At 60.5% G+C, this 13708-nt stretch carries 13 protein-coding genes and 3 pseudogenes; 7 read left to right on the top strand and 9 right to left on the bottom strand.

Features of this window, described 5'->3' with window-relative positions; translation table 11 throughout:
• Window position 1 precedes the first annotated feature (1 nt).
• Both virB10 and virB11 read left to right on the top strand, forming a co-directional pair.
• On the top strand, window positions 2-1174 hold the full coding sequence (gene virB10 / locus EFD55_RS02685; RefSeq protein WP_125842734.1) for a type IV secretion system protein VirB10: 1173 nt from the start codon (window positions 2-4) through the stop codon (window positions 1172-1174).
• Window positions 1175-1180: 6 nt separating this feature from the next.
• Window positions 1181-2176 carry a P-type DNA transfer ATPase VirB11 gene (gene virB11, locus EFD55_RS02680; RefSeq protein WP_125842731.1) on the top strand — a complete coding sequence of 332 codons (996 nt, stop codon included), beginning with the start codon at window positions 1181-1183 and terminating at the stop codon, window positions 2174-2176.
• Between the two features lie 454 nt (window positions 2177-2630).
• Here the strand turns inward: virB11 and EFD55_RS02670 are convergent, their stop codons facing one another.
• From EFD55_RS02670 to EFD55_RS02655, 4 genes and pseudogenes are all read right to left on the bottom strand, one after another.
• The gene (locus tag EFD55_RS02670) at window positions 2631-3878 is read right to left on the bottom strand and encodes a type II toxin-antitoxin system HipA family toxin (protein ID WP_125842729.1); all 1248 of its coding nucleotides are present in this window, start codon (window positions 3876-3878) and stop codon (window positions 2631-2633) included.
• A complete protein-coding gene (locus EFD55_RS02665; protein ID WP_125842727.1) occupies window positions 3871-4206 on the bottom strand; it encodes a helix-turn-helix domain-containing protein in 336 nt (111 codons plus the stop codon). The genes EFD55_RS02670 and EFD55_RS02665 overlap by 8 nt, the downstream gene beginning before the upstream one ends.
• A 317-nt stretch (window positions 4207-4523) precedes the next feature.
• Window positions 4524-4739 (bottom strand): DUF3072 domain-containing protein, encoded by a 216-nt coding sequence (locus EFD55_RS02660; protein ID WP_125842725.1) that lies wholly within the window; start codon window positions 4737-4739, stop codon window positions 4524-4526.
• Between the two features lie 307 nt (window positions 4740-5046).
• A pseudogene (locus tag EFD55_RS02655) lies at window positions 5047-5741 on the bottom strand (ATP-binding cassette domain-containing protein); the annotation flags it as partial.
• A gap of 270 nt (window positions 5742-6011) precedes the next feature.
• Here EFD55_RS02655 and EFD55_RS02650 point away from each other — a divergent pair.
• On the top strand, window positions 6012-6932 hold the full coding sequence (locus EFD55_RS02650) for an ArdC family protein (RefSeq protein ID WP_125842723.1): 921 nt from the start codon (window positions 6012-6014) through the stop codon (window positions 6930-6932).
• 346 nt (window positions 6933-7278) lie between these two features.
• Here the strand turns inward: EFD55_RS02650 and EFD55_RS02645 are convergent, their stop codons facing one another.
• Together EFD55_RS02645 and EFD55_RS33595 are read right to left on the bottom strand one after the other, a co-directional pair.
• Window positions 7279-8469 (bottom strand): DUF1173 domain-containing protein, encoded by a 1191-nt coding sequence (locus EFD55_RS02645; protein ID WP_125842721.1) that lies wholly within the window; start codon window positions 8467-8469, stop codon window positions 7279-7281.
• Window positions 8470-8553: 84 nt separating this feature from the next.
• Window positions 8554-8762: pseudogene (locus EFD55_RS33595) on the bottom strand (hypothetical protein); the annotation flags it as partial.
• A 163-nt stretch (window positions 8763-8925) separates the two neighbouring features.
• On the opposite strand from EFD55_RS33595, the pseudogene EFD55_RS02635 reads away from it, so the two are divergent.
• The 3 genes and pseudogenes from EFD55_RS02635 to EFD55_RS33005 form a co-directional block, all read left to right on the top strand.
• A pseudogene (locus tag EFD55_RS02635) lies at window positions 8926-9297 on the top strand (DUF2493 domain-containing protein); the annotation flags it as partial.
• A 721-nt stretch (window positions 9298-10018) separates the two neighbouring features.
• Window positions 10019-10342 carry a DUF736 domain-containing protein gene (locus tag EFD55_RS02630; protein ID WP_125842718.1) on the top strand — a complete coding sequence of 108 codons (324 nt, stop codon included), beginning with the start codon at window positions 10019-10021 and terminating at the stop codon, window positions 10340-10342.
• Between the two features lie 316 nt (window positions 10343-10658).
• Window positions 10659-10817, top strand: a complete 159-nt coding sequence (locus EFD55_RS33005; protein ID WP_164737516.1) for a hypothetical protein — start codon at window positions 10659-10661, stop codon at window positions 10815-10817.
• 70 nt (window positions 10818-10887) lie between these two features.
• Here EFD55_RS33005 and traG read toward each other — a convergent pair whose 3' ends face one another.
• The 3 genes from traG to EFD55_RS02615 are packed head-to-tail and all read right to left on the bottom strand — an operon-like array spanning window position 10888 to window position 13308.
• On the bottom strand, window positions 10888-12801 hold the full coding sequence (traG, locus tag EFD55_RS02625) for a Ti-type conjugative transfer system protein TraG (protein WP_125842716.1): 1914 nt from the start codon (window positions 12799-12801) through the stop codon (window positions 10888-10890).
• On the bottom strand, window positions 12792-13031 hold the full coding sequence (locus tag EFD55_RS02620; protein WP_125842714.1) for a conjugal transfer protein TraD: 240 nt from the start codon (window positions 13029-13031) through the stop codon (window positions 12792-12794). The genes traG and EFD55_RS02620 overlap by 10 nt, the downstream gene beginning before the upstream one ends.
• Window positions 13021-13308 carry a TraC family protein gene (locus tag EFD55_RS02615; protein ID WP_125842712.1) on the bottom strand — a complete coding sequence of 96 codons (288 nt, stop codon included), beginning with the start codon at window positions 13306-13308 and terminating at the stop codon, window positions 13021-13023. The genes EFD55_RS02620 and EFD55_RS02615 overlap by 11 nt, the downstream gene beginning before the upstream one ends.
• Window positions 13309-13528: 220 nt before the next feature.
• Here EFD55_RS02615 and EFD55_RS34250 point away from each other — a divergent pair.
• Window positions 13529-13708, top strand: a 180-nt coding sequence (locus tag EFD55_RS34250; protein WP_425376243.1) for a hypothetical protein, incomplete at its 3' end; no start/stop codon positions are given.

Raw genomic sequence — 13708 nt, 5'->3', positions numbered from 1 at the left:
CATGGCCGAGGAAGACAGCACCCACATTCCGGGTGAGCGCGCCGAAACGACGACCGGCCGCGGCCTCGATAACAATCCGACGGTGAGACGTGGTGTGGTGGCGCTGGCAATCATCGCCTTCGTCGGCTTTGCGCTCTGGTCGATGCGCGGGCAGGATAAGCCCGCAGATGGCGTCCAGCCCGAACGCGTCGTCATCCGCCAGACATCGGATTTCGAGCCGGCGAAGGAGCCGGTCCAACCCGTCGCCACGCCAGCGGAAACAATCCTGCCGACGCCCGGCATGCCCGAGCAGGCGGGTGAGGATGAGAAGCTCCTCGACGCCGCCCGTCGCGCGCCGGTCATCGCTTATGGTGGCAAAAAATCCCCTCAGTCTCATCCTCGAGACCAGGATACCAGCACCGATGCCGCTTCGAATTACGTTTCACTCGGAAACAGCCCGGGCGGTCTCGGTGCCCAGGCGGAAAACGAGGACCAGCGCTTCAATCGGCTGTTGACACCGACACAGCTGCAGGGTTCGCGTGCCGGAACCCTTGGAAATCGCGACTTCATCGTCGCCATGGGAACCTCTATTCCATGCGTCCTGGAGACGGCACTCTCCTCCGACCAACCCGGATTCACGAGCTGTGTCATCAACCGCGACGTCCTGTCGGATAATGGCAGGGTCGTGCTGATGGAGAAGGGCACGCAAGTGGTTGGCGAATATCGGGGCGGCCTTCGCCGCGGTCAGAAAGGCCTGTTTGTTCTCTGGAACCGGGCAAAAACGCCGAAGGCCGTGATCATCACCCTGGCGTCGCCGGCAACCGATGCCCTTGGGCGTGCCGGTGTCGACGGCTACGTCGATAGCCATTGGTGGGAGCGCTTCGGCAGCGCGATCCTGTTGTCGATTGTCGGCGACGCCAGCTCCTACGCCAACAGCCAACTGCAGGATAGCGATGTCGAGGCAGACAACACAACGAGCGCCGGCAAGCAGGCCGCGACCATCGCCGTTGAGCAGTCAATCAACATTCCGCCGACCCTGTTGAAGCATCAAGGAGAGCTGGTCTCGATCTTCGTGGCGCGTGATCTCGATTTCTCGAGCGTCTATCGGCTTCGCGTGACCGAACCGCGCAACCGCATTTACGATCGGGCGGTTCTTGGCGACTTCAGTCCAGCCTCGACCCTGGTCACGAAATAGCCCGCCATGACAGAGGGAGCTGATTCAGGCGTCGTGCGCGAGCTGCTGGTACCGCTGTCGCCCTTCCTGCGCGACAAGTCGCTTTACGAGGTCATCATCAATTGGCCGACCCAGGTGGTCACCGAGGGCACGGCCGGGTGGCAAACCCACGATCTGCCGGATCTGTCGTTCGACAAGCTGATGCGTCTCGCACGGGCTGTTGCCACCTATTCCAACCAGTCGATCGACGAAACCCGGCCCATCCTCTCGGCAACGCTGCCGGGCGACGAGCGCATCCAGATCGTCATCCCGCCGGTGACGACAAAGGGAACGGTCAGCATCACGATTAGAAAGCCGTCGTCGGTGTCGCTGAGCCTGAACGATCTTGAGCAGGGCGGCTTGTTCGCCGAGGTCGCGAGGCAAGAGACGGACATCTCTTCGGCCGACCGTAGGCTTCTGGAGTTCTTTAGAACAGGGTCCTACCCGGCATTTCTGCGAGGGGCCGTCCACGCGCGCAAGAACATCATCATCTCCGGGGCGACGGGATCCGGCAAGACGACGCTTTCGAAGGCGTTGATCCGCCATATACCTTCCAGCGAACGCATCATCTCGATTGAAGATACGCCCGAGCTCGTGATCCCGCAGCCGAACCAGGTCCGCCTTTTCTACTCCAAGGGTGGCCAAGGGCTGGCAAAGGTCGGGGCAAAGGATTTGCTCGAATCCTGTCTGCGCATGCGGCCGGATCGCATTCTTCTGCAGGAACTGCGCGACGGCACAGCGTTCTACTACATTCGCAATGTGAACTCAGGCCATCCGGGCTCGATCACCACCGTGCATGCCGACTCGGCCAGGCTGGCATTCGAACAACTGACACTGCTGGTGAAGGAATCCGACGGCGGTCGGGATCTGGGGCGAGACGACATACGCGAGATGCTGAAGATCGCGATCGACGTCATCGTCCAGTGCAAACGCATCGATGGTCGGTTTCGGGTGACTGAAATATACTATCGAGCTGCCGTATAAGGGCGTTCGCCAGCTGGGTGTGGCTTCAGCGACGGCGAGCGAGGACAAATCCGGCGGCGCCCAGGCAATCCAATACGGTAGATCTCCTCGCGGTAGACGCGTGACTTTGATCTTCCGTCGCCGTTGCAGATCTATGGTCTAACTGCTGAGATGCGCAAAAATCGAGAGGTTGAACTAGCGCTCTAGATGGGGGCGCGCGACGAAGCGGCCGAGTAGCCCCCGATAGAGCGATCTTCCTCGGGCCCGGCCGAGCGGTTCGCGGAAGATGAAGGGCGTTCCAAGACCGATCGGAGCAAGGAGCAAGTCGAGGATAGGCCATGGGCCATACGCGATACCGGCGTCTGAACCACCTCGCGAATGCCAGCAACCTCAATGTCCGCTACATCGAGGTCGACGGTCACGTCGGTGATCGGGCTGGCCGAGGGCAGATCGAAACTGTGGATGAGGGTTCTCGTCATAGGGCCAGCGCTCGCTGCAAATCATTGTGGTCGAACGCACTGGCCATTCGGTTGATCTCGGCCGACCGCGCACCGACCGCTTTTGCGGTCTCGCGCCACGTCGCGGTGGAGATGGCGACTTCCTTGATGATCACGCGAGCCTGGGAGAGCGTGAGGGCGAAGAACCCGGCAGCTTCTTCCAGCAGATCAAGCGAGCAGGTGCCTTCATCAAGATTGATGTTAGTTGTAAGGACGCGCGCTTTGACGTCGGTAGGCACTGGATTGAGGTCATAGGCAGGGGACAGCGACCAGCCGGCTTTGCCGAGCCACAGAAAGCCGTGATTTCGCAAGTGGTCGTCCACGTTGGAAATCAGCACATTGAAGGCGACGCGGCGATAAAGCGCTTGGGCATCGGTTTTTCCCTGCGCGCCGTGTTCGGCCAGTGCGTCTACGATCTCCGGGTAGCTGCCGCGCTCGCCGTCCTTTGCGCCCATCATCGCCATCGCAGACAAGAAGGGGATCCGGACGGCGCCATTTCGGTCGAAGCGACGCGAGAGCATGACCTTCTTTCCGGCGACGTCGATGAGCTCGTGGAGGGGCGTGACAATGCCGGCTTGTTCAGCCAGTCGCAGAGCAACCTCCTCCCATGTCTCCATGCTGTAGTCGTCGGTTTCCTTGGGAAACTTGGCAATCGAGAGATGGCCATGCTGATCGATGACAGAGGCCTTCGGACGCGCTCCACCAAGCGACGAACCAGGCGCGAAGATAAGTTGGAGGTCTTCGTCGGTTTCCTCGTCGCGCAGAATACGTTCGGTGATCTGCAGCAGATGGCCGAGCTCAATGAGGGCGGGGACGCCCGCGCGGATCGGGGCTCGGAATTGCTCTTCGCCGACCCAGCGAAAGCGGAGCGCACCAAGCCGGGTCTCGTCGGCGACGCCAAGCAGATAGTCGCTTTCCGCCAGCGTGCGCACGGCCCGGCGGTCGCGCTCAGCCGTACGCCGCTCCGAGCGCTGCATGAGGCGCCGGCCCCAAGTATCGGGTGCAGAGTCGCCAATGGAGCCAAAAGTTGCGAGGCCGGCGGGTGGCGCAAAGGCTCCTCGGGTCAGAGCTAGAGCGGGCTCTAGCGAGAAGCGGTCGGGGTCCTCAAGCCAGGCTCGGTCATACTCAAACATGATCGTCTCGGTGCCACGGACGCGGTTGCTCCGCGTCAGTCCAATCGGACGTGTGCGGCCGTGAAGGTCGAGATGAACTTCAAAATCAGCCATCGCGTGACGATCTCGGCGATCGCTTCGGGTGAGCGTGCTTAGGTAGTTCCGCACTGGCCAGAGACTGCCCGACGCTGTCGTTGGTGATGTCGGCGACTTGGCTTAGCCCATCTAGAAGGCCGAGTGCCTGGAGGACGCCGGCATAGATTCCGATGCTGACGTTGGTGTCGCCAGCTTCGATCTTCTGAAGCGTTGAGCGTGAGGTGAAGGCGCGTTCGGCCACTACAGCCATAGGCAGCCGGCGACGTCGACGAGCGTCGCGTATGTCTGCGCCCAGTTTGCCCAGCGCGCGCCGCACAGCGGCCGGAGGATTATGAGGTGTTGGCATTAGTCACCTTCGCACTACAGATTGGACGAATATGTATCACGAAGCTAACAATTTTTCCAGAGGAGACGTTCAGCGACCCAAGTCAAATTGCTTCGTCGTGCACATTGGTTCCGAAGGTTTAGTTTGCAGCGACAACGCCTCAATTAGCTGCATTGCGGCGTAAGTCCTTTACGCCAAATCTCACGCGGAGGCAGTCCGCCGAGTTGCAGGCCTACCATGGTCTCGACCTTTCGCCGTTGTGCGATCACATGTTTCGGCGCGCAAAAGTTCTGCCCTCAGCCTTCGGCTTCAAGTAATTGGCCATCGCACGCGGCCGCTCATTTCAAATCGAGAGACTGCTTTAGTTCGTCGATCCTCTTGGACGCTTCCGCCTTGGTCAGATCCTCGGCATAGACGTCGGCCTGGTGCGCCTGTTCGGACAAGGTCTTCAGATAGGACCGCTGCGCTCCCGTCATTGGCTCGTCGCCGCTCACCCAATCGTCGGGGTCCTTCTGCGTATTGGACGATGTCTTGGTTTTCGGATTGTTGCTCATAACGGCCTCCTGAGTTCGTTCTCTAAACGTTCCAGGCGCTACCCCAGTTCCAGCCGCATGTCGATCGTCGCGTTGGAGTCGAGTGGCCGGGCCAGTCGTCGAAGCCGTCCGTCATGCAGATGGACGAGCGCGCCGCCCGTGACGGGCCTCACCGACCTCGATCTCAACTATCCGGATCACGTCAACGAAAAATTTGGCGGAATTGGCTCGAAAACTCGGCGGTATCGGCCTTGCGAAAGGGGCATCCCTCTGAAGTCCGGCGTTGTTGACGAACACGTCGACCGTGCCGAACTCCTCGATGGCGAACATCGAGACCGAAACAGGGGTTCGATACGATCAGCAGATCGACATCGCCGGTCAGTTCGCGGGCGAGCACCGCCCGCTGCACGTTGCCGCCCGAAAGCGCTGCGATCGGCGAAGAGGAAGAGGCGGTCTTGACCTTGAAGTCGGGGATCAGTGCCGAGGCACGCTTCTTCATTCTGCCAGATCGCGTCCTTGCCGTTCGCCTTCAAGTCGAAGGTGCGAAACGCAAGATTCTCGCTCACGCTCATCTTGGGCGCGCAGGCATTCTGCAACGGTTCTTCGGGAATGAAACGCACCTTGTTCTTGCGCGTCTCATCGCGGGTGGCGCCGTAAGCCTCGCCATTGACCATGACCTTACCGGCATCGGTCGGGCGCTGGCCGGCGAGAATCTCCGTCAGCTCCTTCTGGCCGTTGCCCGATATGCCGGCGATGCCGACGATCTCGCCGGAGCGGACTGTCAGCGCGTCGATCTCGATCGTCTTCAGGCCGGAGCGATCGGGGCCTTTACCTGGCTTACGGTCAACACCGGTCTTGCCGCTTCGGCCACCGGCAGACGGCTGTCGAGCTCGGCGAGCTTGACGTCGCCGATCATCATCGCCGCCATCTCGGCAGTGAGAGTTCACCGACCTTGCCGGTACCGACCAGCTTGCCGCGCCGAAGGATCGAGACGGCATCGGCGGACTTCGTCACCTCGGTAAACCATCTTCGCGGGGGTTCATCTGCGGCGTGAGTGACGGGCTACCGCTCGCGGATCTTGCCGCGTCTGCCTTCGTCAACAACCTCCCGATCGTATTGCGGCCATCGCGTCCTGCCCCGGCGTTTGGTCCTGCCAGGCTCGCGCCCCCCGCAACGGCTCTGCCGTCCTCCACTTCGTTGCGGCCTTTGCAGGTGCAGGCGGCGCTTGCAGCCTGGCTTTCGGACCGCCGTAGCAGGTCGCGATGACCGCGGCCTCAAAACGGAGGTTTAAATATGGGCAGGCAACAATCTAACCAACGCTCCGACATCTACAGCCGCATCACCACGAAGATCATCGCCGATCTCGAACAGGGTGTGCGGTCATGGACCAAACCGTGGACGACGGGAGGTGCGACAGTCGAGGTCAGCCGGCCACTGCGCCACAACGGTCAACCCTACACCGGGATCAACGTTCTGCTCCTCTGGTCTGAAGCCATAGCGCGCGGCTTTAAGTCATCGAGGTGGATGACGTTTCGCCAGGCAAAAGAGCTCGGCGGCGCCGTCCGCAAGGGCGAAACCGGCACAACCGTGGTCTTTGCCAGTTCGTTCATCCGCACCGAGACAATCGACAGAGGCACTGAGATCGAACAGAATATACCGTTCCTCAAAGCCTACACGGTGTTCAACACCGATCAGATCGCCGGTCTTTATGGGCGCTTTCCTGAAATGGCGGCTGTCCAGGATCCGATGAGCCGCATCGGCGACGCCGCTCGCTTCTTTGCCAATACCGGCGCGCTGATCCGGCACGGCGGATCGGCGGCCTATTATGCCGCCGTTCGGGATTACATCCAGATGCCATGCTTGAATGCCTTCAGGGACGACGCCTCCTATGTGGCCATCCTTAGTCACGAGATAACACACTGGACCGCTGCACCGCGGAGGCTTAATCGTGACCTCAGCCGCTATGCTAAAGACAGGAGCGAACGCGCCCGCGAAGAACTGATCGCGGAACTTGGGAGCTGCTTTCTTTGCGCCGATCTTGGCATCGTCCCTGAACTGGAACCACGCCCCGACCACGCAAGCTATCTCGATGGCTGGCTCAAGGTTCTCGGCAACGACAAGCGCGCCATCTTTTCTGCGGCAGCGCATGCGCAGCGGGCCGTCGATTACCTGCATTCCTTGCAGCCGGACCTGGAAGAGGAGGAGGCGGCGTGAGCCGCCTCAGCCATGAGAGACGCGGATCACTGTAACAGCCCGATAGCCACGTGATAGACAAGGCTAATCACGGCTCCCGACGATATCGACGCTTTGGCAGCCGCAGCCAAGGTCCGACTCTTGCTCCCGTCGCCTCCGACATCCCCAGACGCGTCGTTCGAGGCGCCTGCAAGGATGGCGTTGACCATCGGATACATCTAAGCCTGCGCATTTTCGCGGAGATGAGGAAGAAATCGCCGCTCGACTTCTTCGTCTCGGTTGCGACCGTTCGGCAGCGTCGATCTCTGTGCGGGAGCAATTCCATTGTCAGTATTACTAAAAAAACTAGACATTTTGCCTCTTCCGATCATGGGAGCTTCGGCATCTCTTCCTCCGAAACACGCCAGATCCATGCTGTTATTTCAGGCCTCGCCTCGATCATTTCGGCCAGCGCCCTCTCGTAATCTTCACCGGCACCAGGAGGCACAATGAACATGGCGACGGGAGCCGGGTGTTGTTCCGGCAAGGTGACCGAGACGACCGGTTGCTCCCGAGAGAGATTGAAACGCAGGCCTTTCACGCTCTTGCGCTTCAATCTTGAGAGCCTTTCCAGAAGATGTTGCTCATGGATGCTCTCGAACGGGATCCAGTACTCGTTGACAACCATCATGGCGATCTCCTCGATAGAGGTGATCCCCCCAGCGGATATCGAGAACGTCGCAATCATGATCAGATGGAAGTCTTCACTCGACCGCCACAGTTCGAGCTCCGTCTCGTATTTTACGCTCAATCGCTTCCATGTCCCATCTTCAATCATGAAGGGGAAGGGATGATGACGAACGGCGATTTTCTGGCCACCGCGGGCAGCAATGAACTCCTTGATTTCCGCCACGCTCACCATCAGCTTCCGGGGCCCAGAACCGGAGGCATAGGCACCGGCCAGGGCCGCCGCCCGCCGGGCGGCTATACCTTCCCGGTCATCCTGATGAAACCCTTCCGGCACGAACAGAATGTCATTCAAAGCTCCACCGCGAGCGGTCATTTGTGAGGCGGCGTTGATGAGACTTGTCCGCACCCGGCCCCAGCCACGTTTGCCGGCCCACGAAGAGCGCCATTCCGTCAGTTCTCCCGCCTCCCAGAGATAGTGCAGGACGGCGCGCAAAGAGAGCTTCTTTGTCTCATTGCGCAGCGCCGGCAAAGATGCCTCTGGGCGAGATGCGGGTGTGCTGCGTGCGCCTTTCTTCGTCAGGGGAAAATCCAGCTGCAGAGCAGCCTTCCCACTCGCGTCGATCTGGATCGCGTTGCCGATCAAAGATCCCAAACCTGATAATTCGTAGGGCGGTTCGTAGGACGGACATGCGGGGTCATGGTCCCGCCCCGAAAGTGGCATGCGCTTGATGACATAAAGATCGTCGACGCGGGCGATGTACATGGGAAGCGGCGGCTCTTTGCATCGGCAAAGTGGCCGCAGCTTCTGCGCGTAGGCATGTTCGAGCCGGGCCGAAAGCTCGGGTGCGTCGCCATCGAACGCCTGCCCGCCAATCAGAAACTGTCGCACATCGCTCTCACAATCATCTTTCGCCGGAACGGCCGACCAAACCACGTGAGAATGCGTAGCACGAACCTTGACGGTTATACTATCTTAAAATAGGTAGTATATCGGTTGTAGGTCCGAGCGACTGGAAACGGCTAATCGCCAAAGGCACGAGGGGAGCTTCTGCAACCGGTCGCCGAGGGGACGACATCGGTGCTGTCATAAAGGACGACTCCGAAGGCGAACTTCTCCCCGCATGTTTCCGCCAGCTCCTTCAATCCTCCAAGATCGCTGGCCTTGACGGTGGCGCGTGCCTTCCGAAATAGGAATTCTCAACCATGAAAATTGGAAGTCAACGAGTTGTTGATTGGAAGTCATGGATCCGAAATCTGGAAGTTGGCAACCGCATGAATTTTCCGCTGCAGGCCAGCAGGACGCAGGTGCGCGGCCGTAACGGAAGAGTAAGAGAGGGGCCACGAAGCCAACATCACCGCGGCGATGATCGACTCCAGGGATTTCCTTTCCGCACGCCGCCGCGCCGAGACCGAGGTGCTGATCCCGGCCGGGACCAAGATCGCTTTCTCCGGCGGTATGGATTACAACGATCACCAACGCATCTAGGCAAAGCTCGACCAGGCGCAACTCAAGCATCCAGATATGATTCTGCTCCACGGCGGTGCGCCGAAAGGCGCCGAGCGTATAGCAGCCTGCTGGGCCGAGGCCCGCAACGTGACACAGATCACCTTCACGCCGAACTGGAGGAAGCATGCCAAGGCCGCTCCATTCCGCCGCAACGACGAGATGCTCTCGGTCATGCCGACTGGCGTCATCGTGTTTCCCGGCTCTGGCATCGATTGCAAGCGTGTAATAGCGCGCCATGTTGCGGCTGGCTTCGATGCGCTGACAATGGAGGTGGAACGACTTTCGGCTCATGCCGGGAATCATTCCTGCTCGGACCGACGCTGTCCAACGAGAGTTTGGAATCCTTTGCAGCCGATGGATTCCGTTTTGTGATGTGTTGGCGCGTCCTGGGCCTGGCGAAGAACGCTCGACGAAACCGGTCTCAATCACGCGGGCTGGCCAGGGCGCTCAAGCTGGGTGCCTGGCGGAACACTGTCGGATCCGTCAGCCGCGCTGCTGGGGCGTGTCGGCTAACATCACGTATTCGATCTCGGAGTGAACAACCCACCCGGCAGTTGCACGGCCTGCAGCGCGGATGCGATCACCGTGTCGGTTCCGCCTGGTGCCGACATATGATGATGGAGCAGTGGGTGGGCGCTTCCCGCTTACGGTGGTCAGGAGCGGCGAGGGCTTTGCGCGAGATGGCGGAGGGTATTCCAAGAGCTCCTGGTCTTTTCGCAAGCGCTGGACCGAGCGGCCATAATGGTTCGTCCCGACCTTCGGTCGCGCGGGACCATTCCCGTTCTCCATGTCGCCTTTTTAAGGGACCGGCCGCCACTAGCGTCAACCCGCAAGGGGTTTCCCTGCGCTGGCGCTCCGGTGACGCCTGCGGCTCGGCCCCTTCTTCGGGCGCCATCGGGAATGGTCCCGAGCAACCGAAGGAGACAATACCATGGCCACCACGATCGCAACCCTGACGCAGAAGACCGACGGCAGCCTCGAAGGCATCTTCGCCACCATCCGGGTCAATGCCCCGATCGCCATCGTCCCGAACCCCCACAAGGCGAGCGAGGAAGCTCCCGACTATCGCATCATCCATCGCAAGACCGGCTTCGAGATCGGCGCGGGCTGGAACCGTATCGCCCGCCAGACTGGCGAGGAATACCTTTCGGTGAAGCTGGAGGCCCCGGAGATCGGCGTAATCTTCGGCAACCTCGCGCAAGCCCCCGGCGGCGAGCCGAACCGCAAGGTCATCCTCTGGAACAATCCAAACTGAATGACGAGCTGCCGGCCTCGAGCGATCGGGGCCGGCTTCGGCGGTGACACATCTGAGGCGGCAGGCTTTGCCCGCCGCCTGTTTTCTGGTGCCAAACGAAACGTGAGCTGTCTGCTCAGATCATCAAGCCTGTCATGAGGACCGGGCCGCCTCAAGGTCGTGCGGCGCCTCCAATTTTGCCTCCGCTGCGTTGCACTCCGCTCCGACAAAATCGGCCCCTCCGCGCGCCGGCTCCGCCGGTCGCTGACGCGAACCTTGACCCGGCCCGATCCTCACGACTGCCGGCGTCATCTTTCACGTCAACAAGGAGATGACGATGACGAACGAAAGCGCCTTCAACATCGAATGCACCATCGAGGAACTGCGCCTTGAAGCCAGAGAAGCACCTACCGTCGAGGAGCGTCGCCGCATCAAGGCGGAGCTGGAAGCCGCGCGCGCCGAACTTGCCAAATACGCCGAGGAGGAGTTGCCGTGAGGCAGCTCTTTCCTCATTGTACACTTCCTCAATACCACTGAAACCCGGAGAGGCAGGCTTGCCCTCGCCATCAAGTCCGCACGAAGCGATTGGCCTTTGCTTGCGCGTCCATATCCTTCCGCCGGAAATAGATCGCCCGGCCGCAACGGATCGGGCTATGGCCCTGGACGATGATGATCTGTTCGTCCTTGCGCATCGACTGGGTGATCTCGTGCGGCATGATCAACGGCCGGCGCTGGAAATTGACGCTCTCGGATTTGCGCGCGCCGCCGCCTTTCGCGTCCCAGCCGATGTTCCGCGAACGCCCCTGCACCTCAACCGTCATTTCCCCGCATTGGGCGGAAAGATTGCGCGCCGTATCGAGCGCCTTGATCGCGGCGTAGGAGGCGAAAGCGCAGCCATCGATCCATGAGGTCGCGCCATCCTTCCCGAAGTGCCGCTCCAACTGCCCGACCGATTGATAGAGGAGCATCATGCTGATGCCGTACTTGCGACCGCGATCGCGCGCCTCTTCCAGCACCCGCATATAGCCGAGCAGGTCGACCTCATCGAGCATGAAGAGCGCTCGGCGGCTGAAGCCGCCATCGGCCTGGACCATGGCGTTGATCAGAGAGCCGATGATGACACGCCCGATGCCGGGATAGGAGCGCAGGATCGACGCCGGGATGTTGAGGAACACATCCTTCCTGGCCGATACGATATCATTCGACCTGAAGGCATTGCCGCAGACGAGCGCGGCGTAACTGTCCAATGAGAGCCATTGCGTATCCTTCGACGCCGTCGAATAGACACCGGAGAAGGTCTGTTCAGTCATGTTAGTGAAGACGCCGAGCGTTTCGCGGATGAAGGGAGATTCCGAGTGTTCCTGAATGTCGCGTAGCATGGCGAGCACGGAGGGTTCTGGCTCGGAAACGATCTGGCGCAGACTGCGCAGGTTCCGCCGGCCGGCATATTCCGGCGACAACATGACATGGGCAAGCAGTCCGGTCAGGAGATTGTGCGCCTGGTTCTGGAAGTAGGATCCTGTCGAGGATTCAAAACGCAGGCTTTCGGACAGAAGCATGTGGGCGATGCCGACGATATCCTCCTCTTTCCGCGTCGAGTGGTCGATGCCGTCGAGGACATTGAAGCCCATGATCGGGTTAGCCGGATCGAGCACCATGACCTCACGCCCGAGAGCACGGGTGCGATGCTCGACCACCATTGGCGCGACCTCGGTGGAAGGATCGAGGCAGATCAGAGGGCCGGTGTAACACAAGGCGGTTGGCAGTACGTTGCTGGTCGTCTTGTATCCGCCCGAGCCGGCAAAGAAGAGCATATGGGTGGAATCGAAATCTTGGCTGTAGGTGAGCAGTGGCGCCTTGCCGCCCTGTCCCCATGTGCTGCGATCCTTCGGATCGAAGGGCAACTGATGGACGATTTCCTTGTCGACGCGGTAACGCTCGCCGACGACGATCTCACCGTCGGGTGGAAAGAGCTTTGCCGCCGCCGACATTGGGAGCCAATCGGCATCGCCGAAGGTTCCGCCCCGTGCCCGTTTAACAGCCTCGGGCACGACGACAGAGATCCGGGCGGCGACCGCCACTGCCATGAAGCCCGCCAGCGCGCCGATGACGGCAACGAGATCCAGATAGGAAAGCGCCTGGTCCCATGTGACCACGCCGCGCTCCACTGATGGGACCAGGCGTCCATATTCGCGCAAGGCGTAGAATCCGGCGACGACGAGAAAGCAGAAGAGGCCGGCGATAGCGACAGGCCGTCGGCGATGCAGCGGCAACGCCCAGACGGCCAGAAGTCCGGCGAGCGGCCCAAACAGCAGCGCCGGCACGGGGGCTGCTCGCAGAAACCAATATTCGGTTTTGTCGGCTAGGCCGTGAGCCAGTGCCGACCATCGCCATCCGGTGATGTAGACGGTGATCGCTGTCACGGCGATCGGCACGAAGACCAGCAGCAGGCTTGCATGCAATCGACCCTTCAGCGCCATCCGGCGTTCTCCTCGACGCGCGGTGAAGAAGGATCGAGCGAAGGGGCCTTGAACGCCTCTTCACCGATATCGCGTAGCCGCTGATGTTCGGACGATCCCGGCATCACTGTCGCCAGCTCGATGAGTCCGCCGAGCAGAAACGCCCGGTCCGCCATCGACAGACCAGCTTTCACGACGATGCCGCCAAGCAGAAATTTCTCGCGTGCATCTTTCTTCCGCTCAGCCGTCATGTGAAACCTCCAGCGCCGTTCCAGCGCCACCAGCTGCTGGTCGACGCGCTTGAGGAGGCGGGCCGCCGGCCCCTTTCTTCTCCTCTTTGCGAAATCGAGCGGCGATCTCTTCGAAGATCCGCTCGACCTCCTCGTCGGTGATCTCCATTTCCGCCAGTCCGGATTTCGTCGCCGCGCGGGCAAATCGCTCGGCCGATTTAACTATCAAAACCCGCCGACGTTCTCGCAGCTTCTCCATCTGTGCATCGAGATCAGAAATCGATGATTTTACGGCCATTGGTGTACCTTCCTTTCCTGAAATTAGCCTCAGCATGATGCTTATACTAACTAGAAAACGATAGTTAAATAGGCTATTTTGCACCAACCCCAAAACATCGCAGCCGGAAGACGGCCAATGGCCGTCTTCCGGAAAAGCGGCATCGGCCCTTCGGTCCGATCGGTTTGAGGGCGCAATATACGTCGCTGTAGCGACGTACTCGGGTGATGTGGAGGCGGCAGTGGCGATCATGTTCGTCAGAGCGCAGGTGCTCAGCAGGGGAGCGGGACGCAGCATCGTCTCGGCCGCCGCCTACCGCCACCGTGCCCGAATGATGGACGAACAGGCCGGCACGTCGTTCAGCTATAGGGGTGGGGCATACGAACTGGTTCATGAGGAACTGGCGCTGCCGGACCAGATG

The sequence above is a fragment of the Rhizobium pisi genome, from assembly GCF_003938655.1.
Taxonomy (GTDB): domain Bacteria; phylum Pseudomonadota; class Alphaproteobacteria; order Rhizobiales; family Rhizobiaceae; genus Rhizobium; species Rhizobium pisi.
This window is presented reverse-complemented; position numbering and strand designations above follow the sequence as displayed.

Coding starts and splice junctions, on each gene's coding strand:
- virB10 (WP_125842734.1), top strand. CDS start 2: ATGGCCGAGGAAGACAGCACCCACATTCCGGGTGAGCGCGCCGAAACG.
- virB11 (WP_125842731.1), top strand. CDS start 1,181: ATGACAGAGGGAGCTGATTCAGGCGTCGTGCGCGAGCTGCTGGTACCG.
- EFD55_RS02670 (WP_125842729.1), bottom strand. CDS start 3,878: ATGGCTGATTTTGAAGTTCATCTCGACCTTCACGGCCGCACACGTCCG.
- EFD55_RS02665 (WP_125842727.1), bottom strand. CDS start 4,206: ATGCCAACACCTCATAATCCTCCGGCCGCTGTGCGGCGCGCGCTGGGC.
- EFD55_RS02660 (WP_125842725.1), bottom strand. CDS start 4,739: ATGAGCAACAATCCGAAAACCAAGACATCGTCCAATACGCAGAAGGAC.
- EFD55_RS02650 (WP_125842723.1), top strand. CDS start 6,012: ATGGGCAGGCAACAATCTAACCAACGCTCCGACATCTACAGCCGCATC.
- EFD55_RS02630 (WP_125842718.1), top strand. CDS start 10,019: ATGGCCACCACGATCGCAACCCTGACGCAGAAGACCGACGGCAGCCTC.
- EFD55_RS33005 (WP_164737516.1), top strand. CDS start 10,659: ATGACGAACGAAAGCGCCTTCAACATCGAATGCACCATCGAGGAACTG.
- traG (WP_125842716.1), bottom strand. CDS start 12,801: ATGGCGCTGAAGGGTCGATTGCATGCAAGCCTGCTGCTGGTCTTCGTG.
- EFD55_RS02620 (WP_125842714.1), bottom strand. CDS start 13,031: ATGACGGCTGAGCGGAAGAAAGATGCACGCGAGAAATTTCTGCTTGGC.
- EFD55_RS02615 (WP_125842712.1), bottom strand. CDS start 13,308: ATGGCCGTAAAATCATCGATTTCTGATCTCGATGCACAGATGGAGAAG.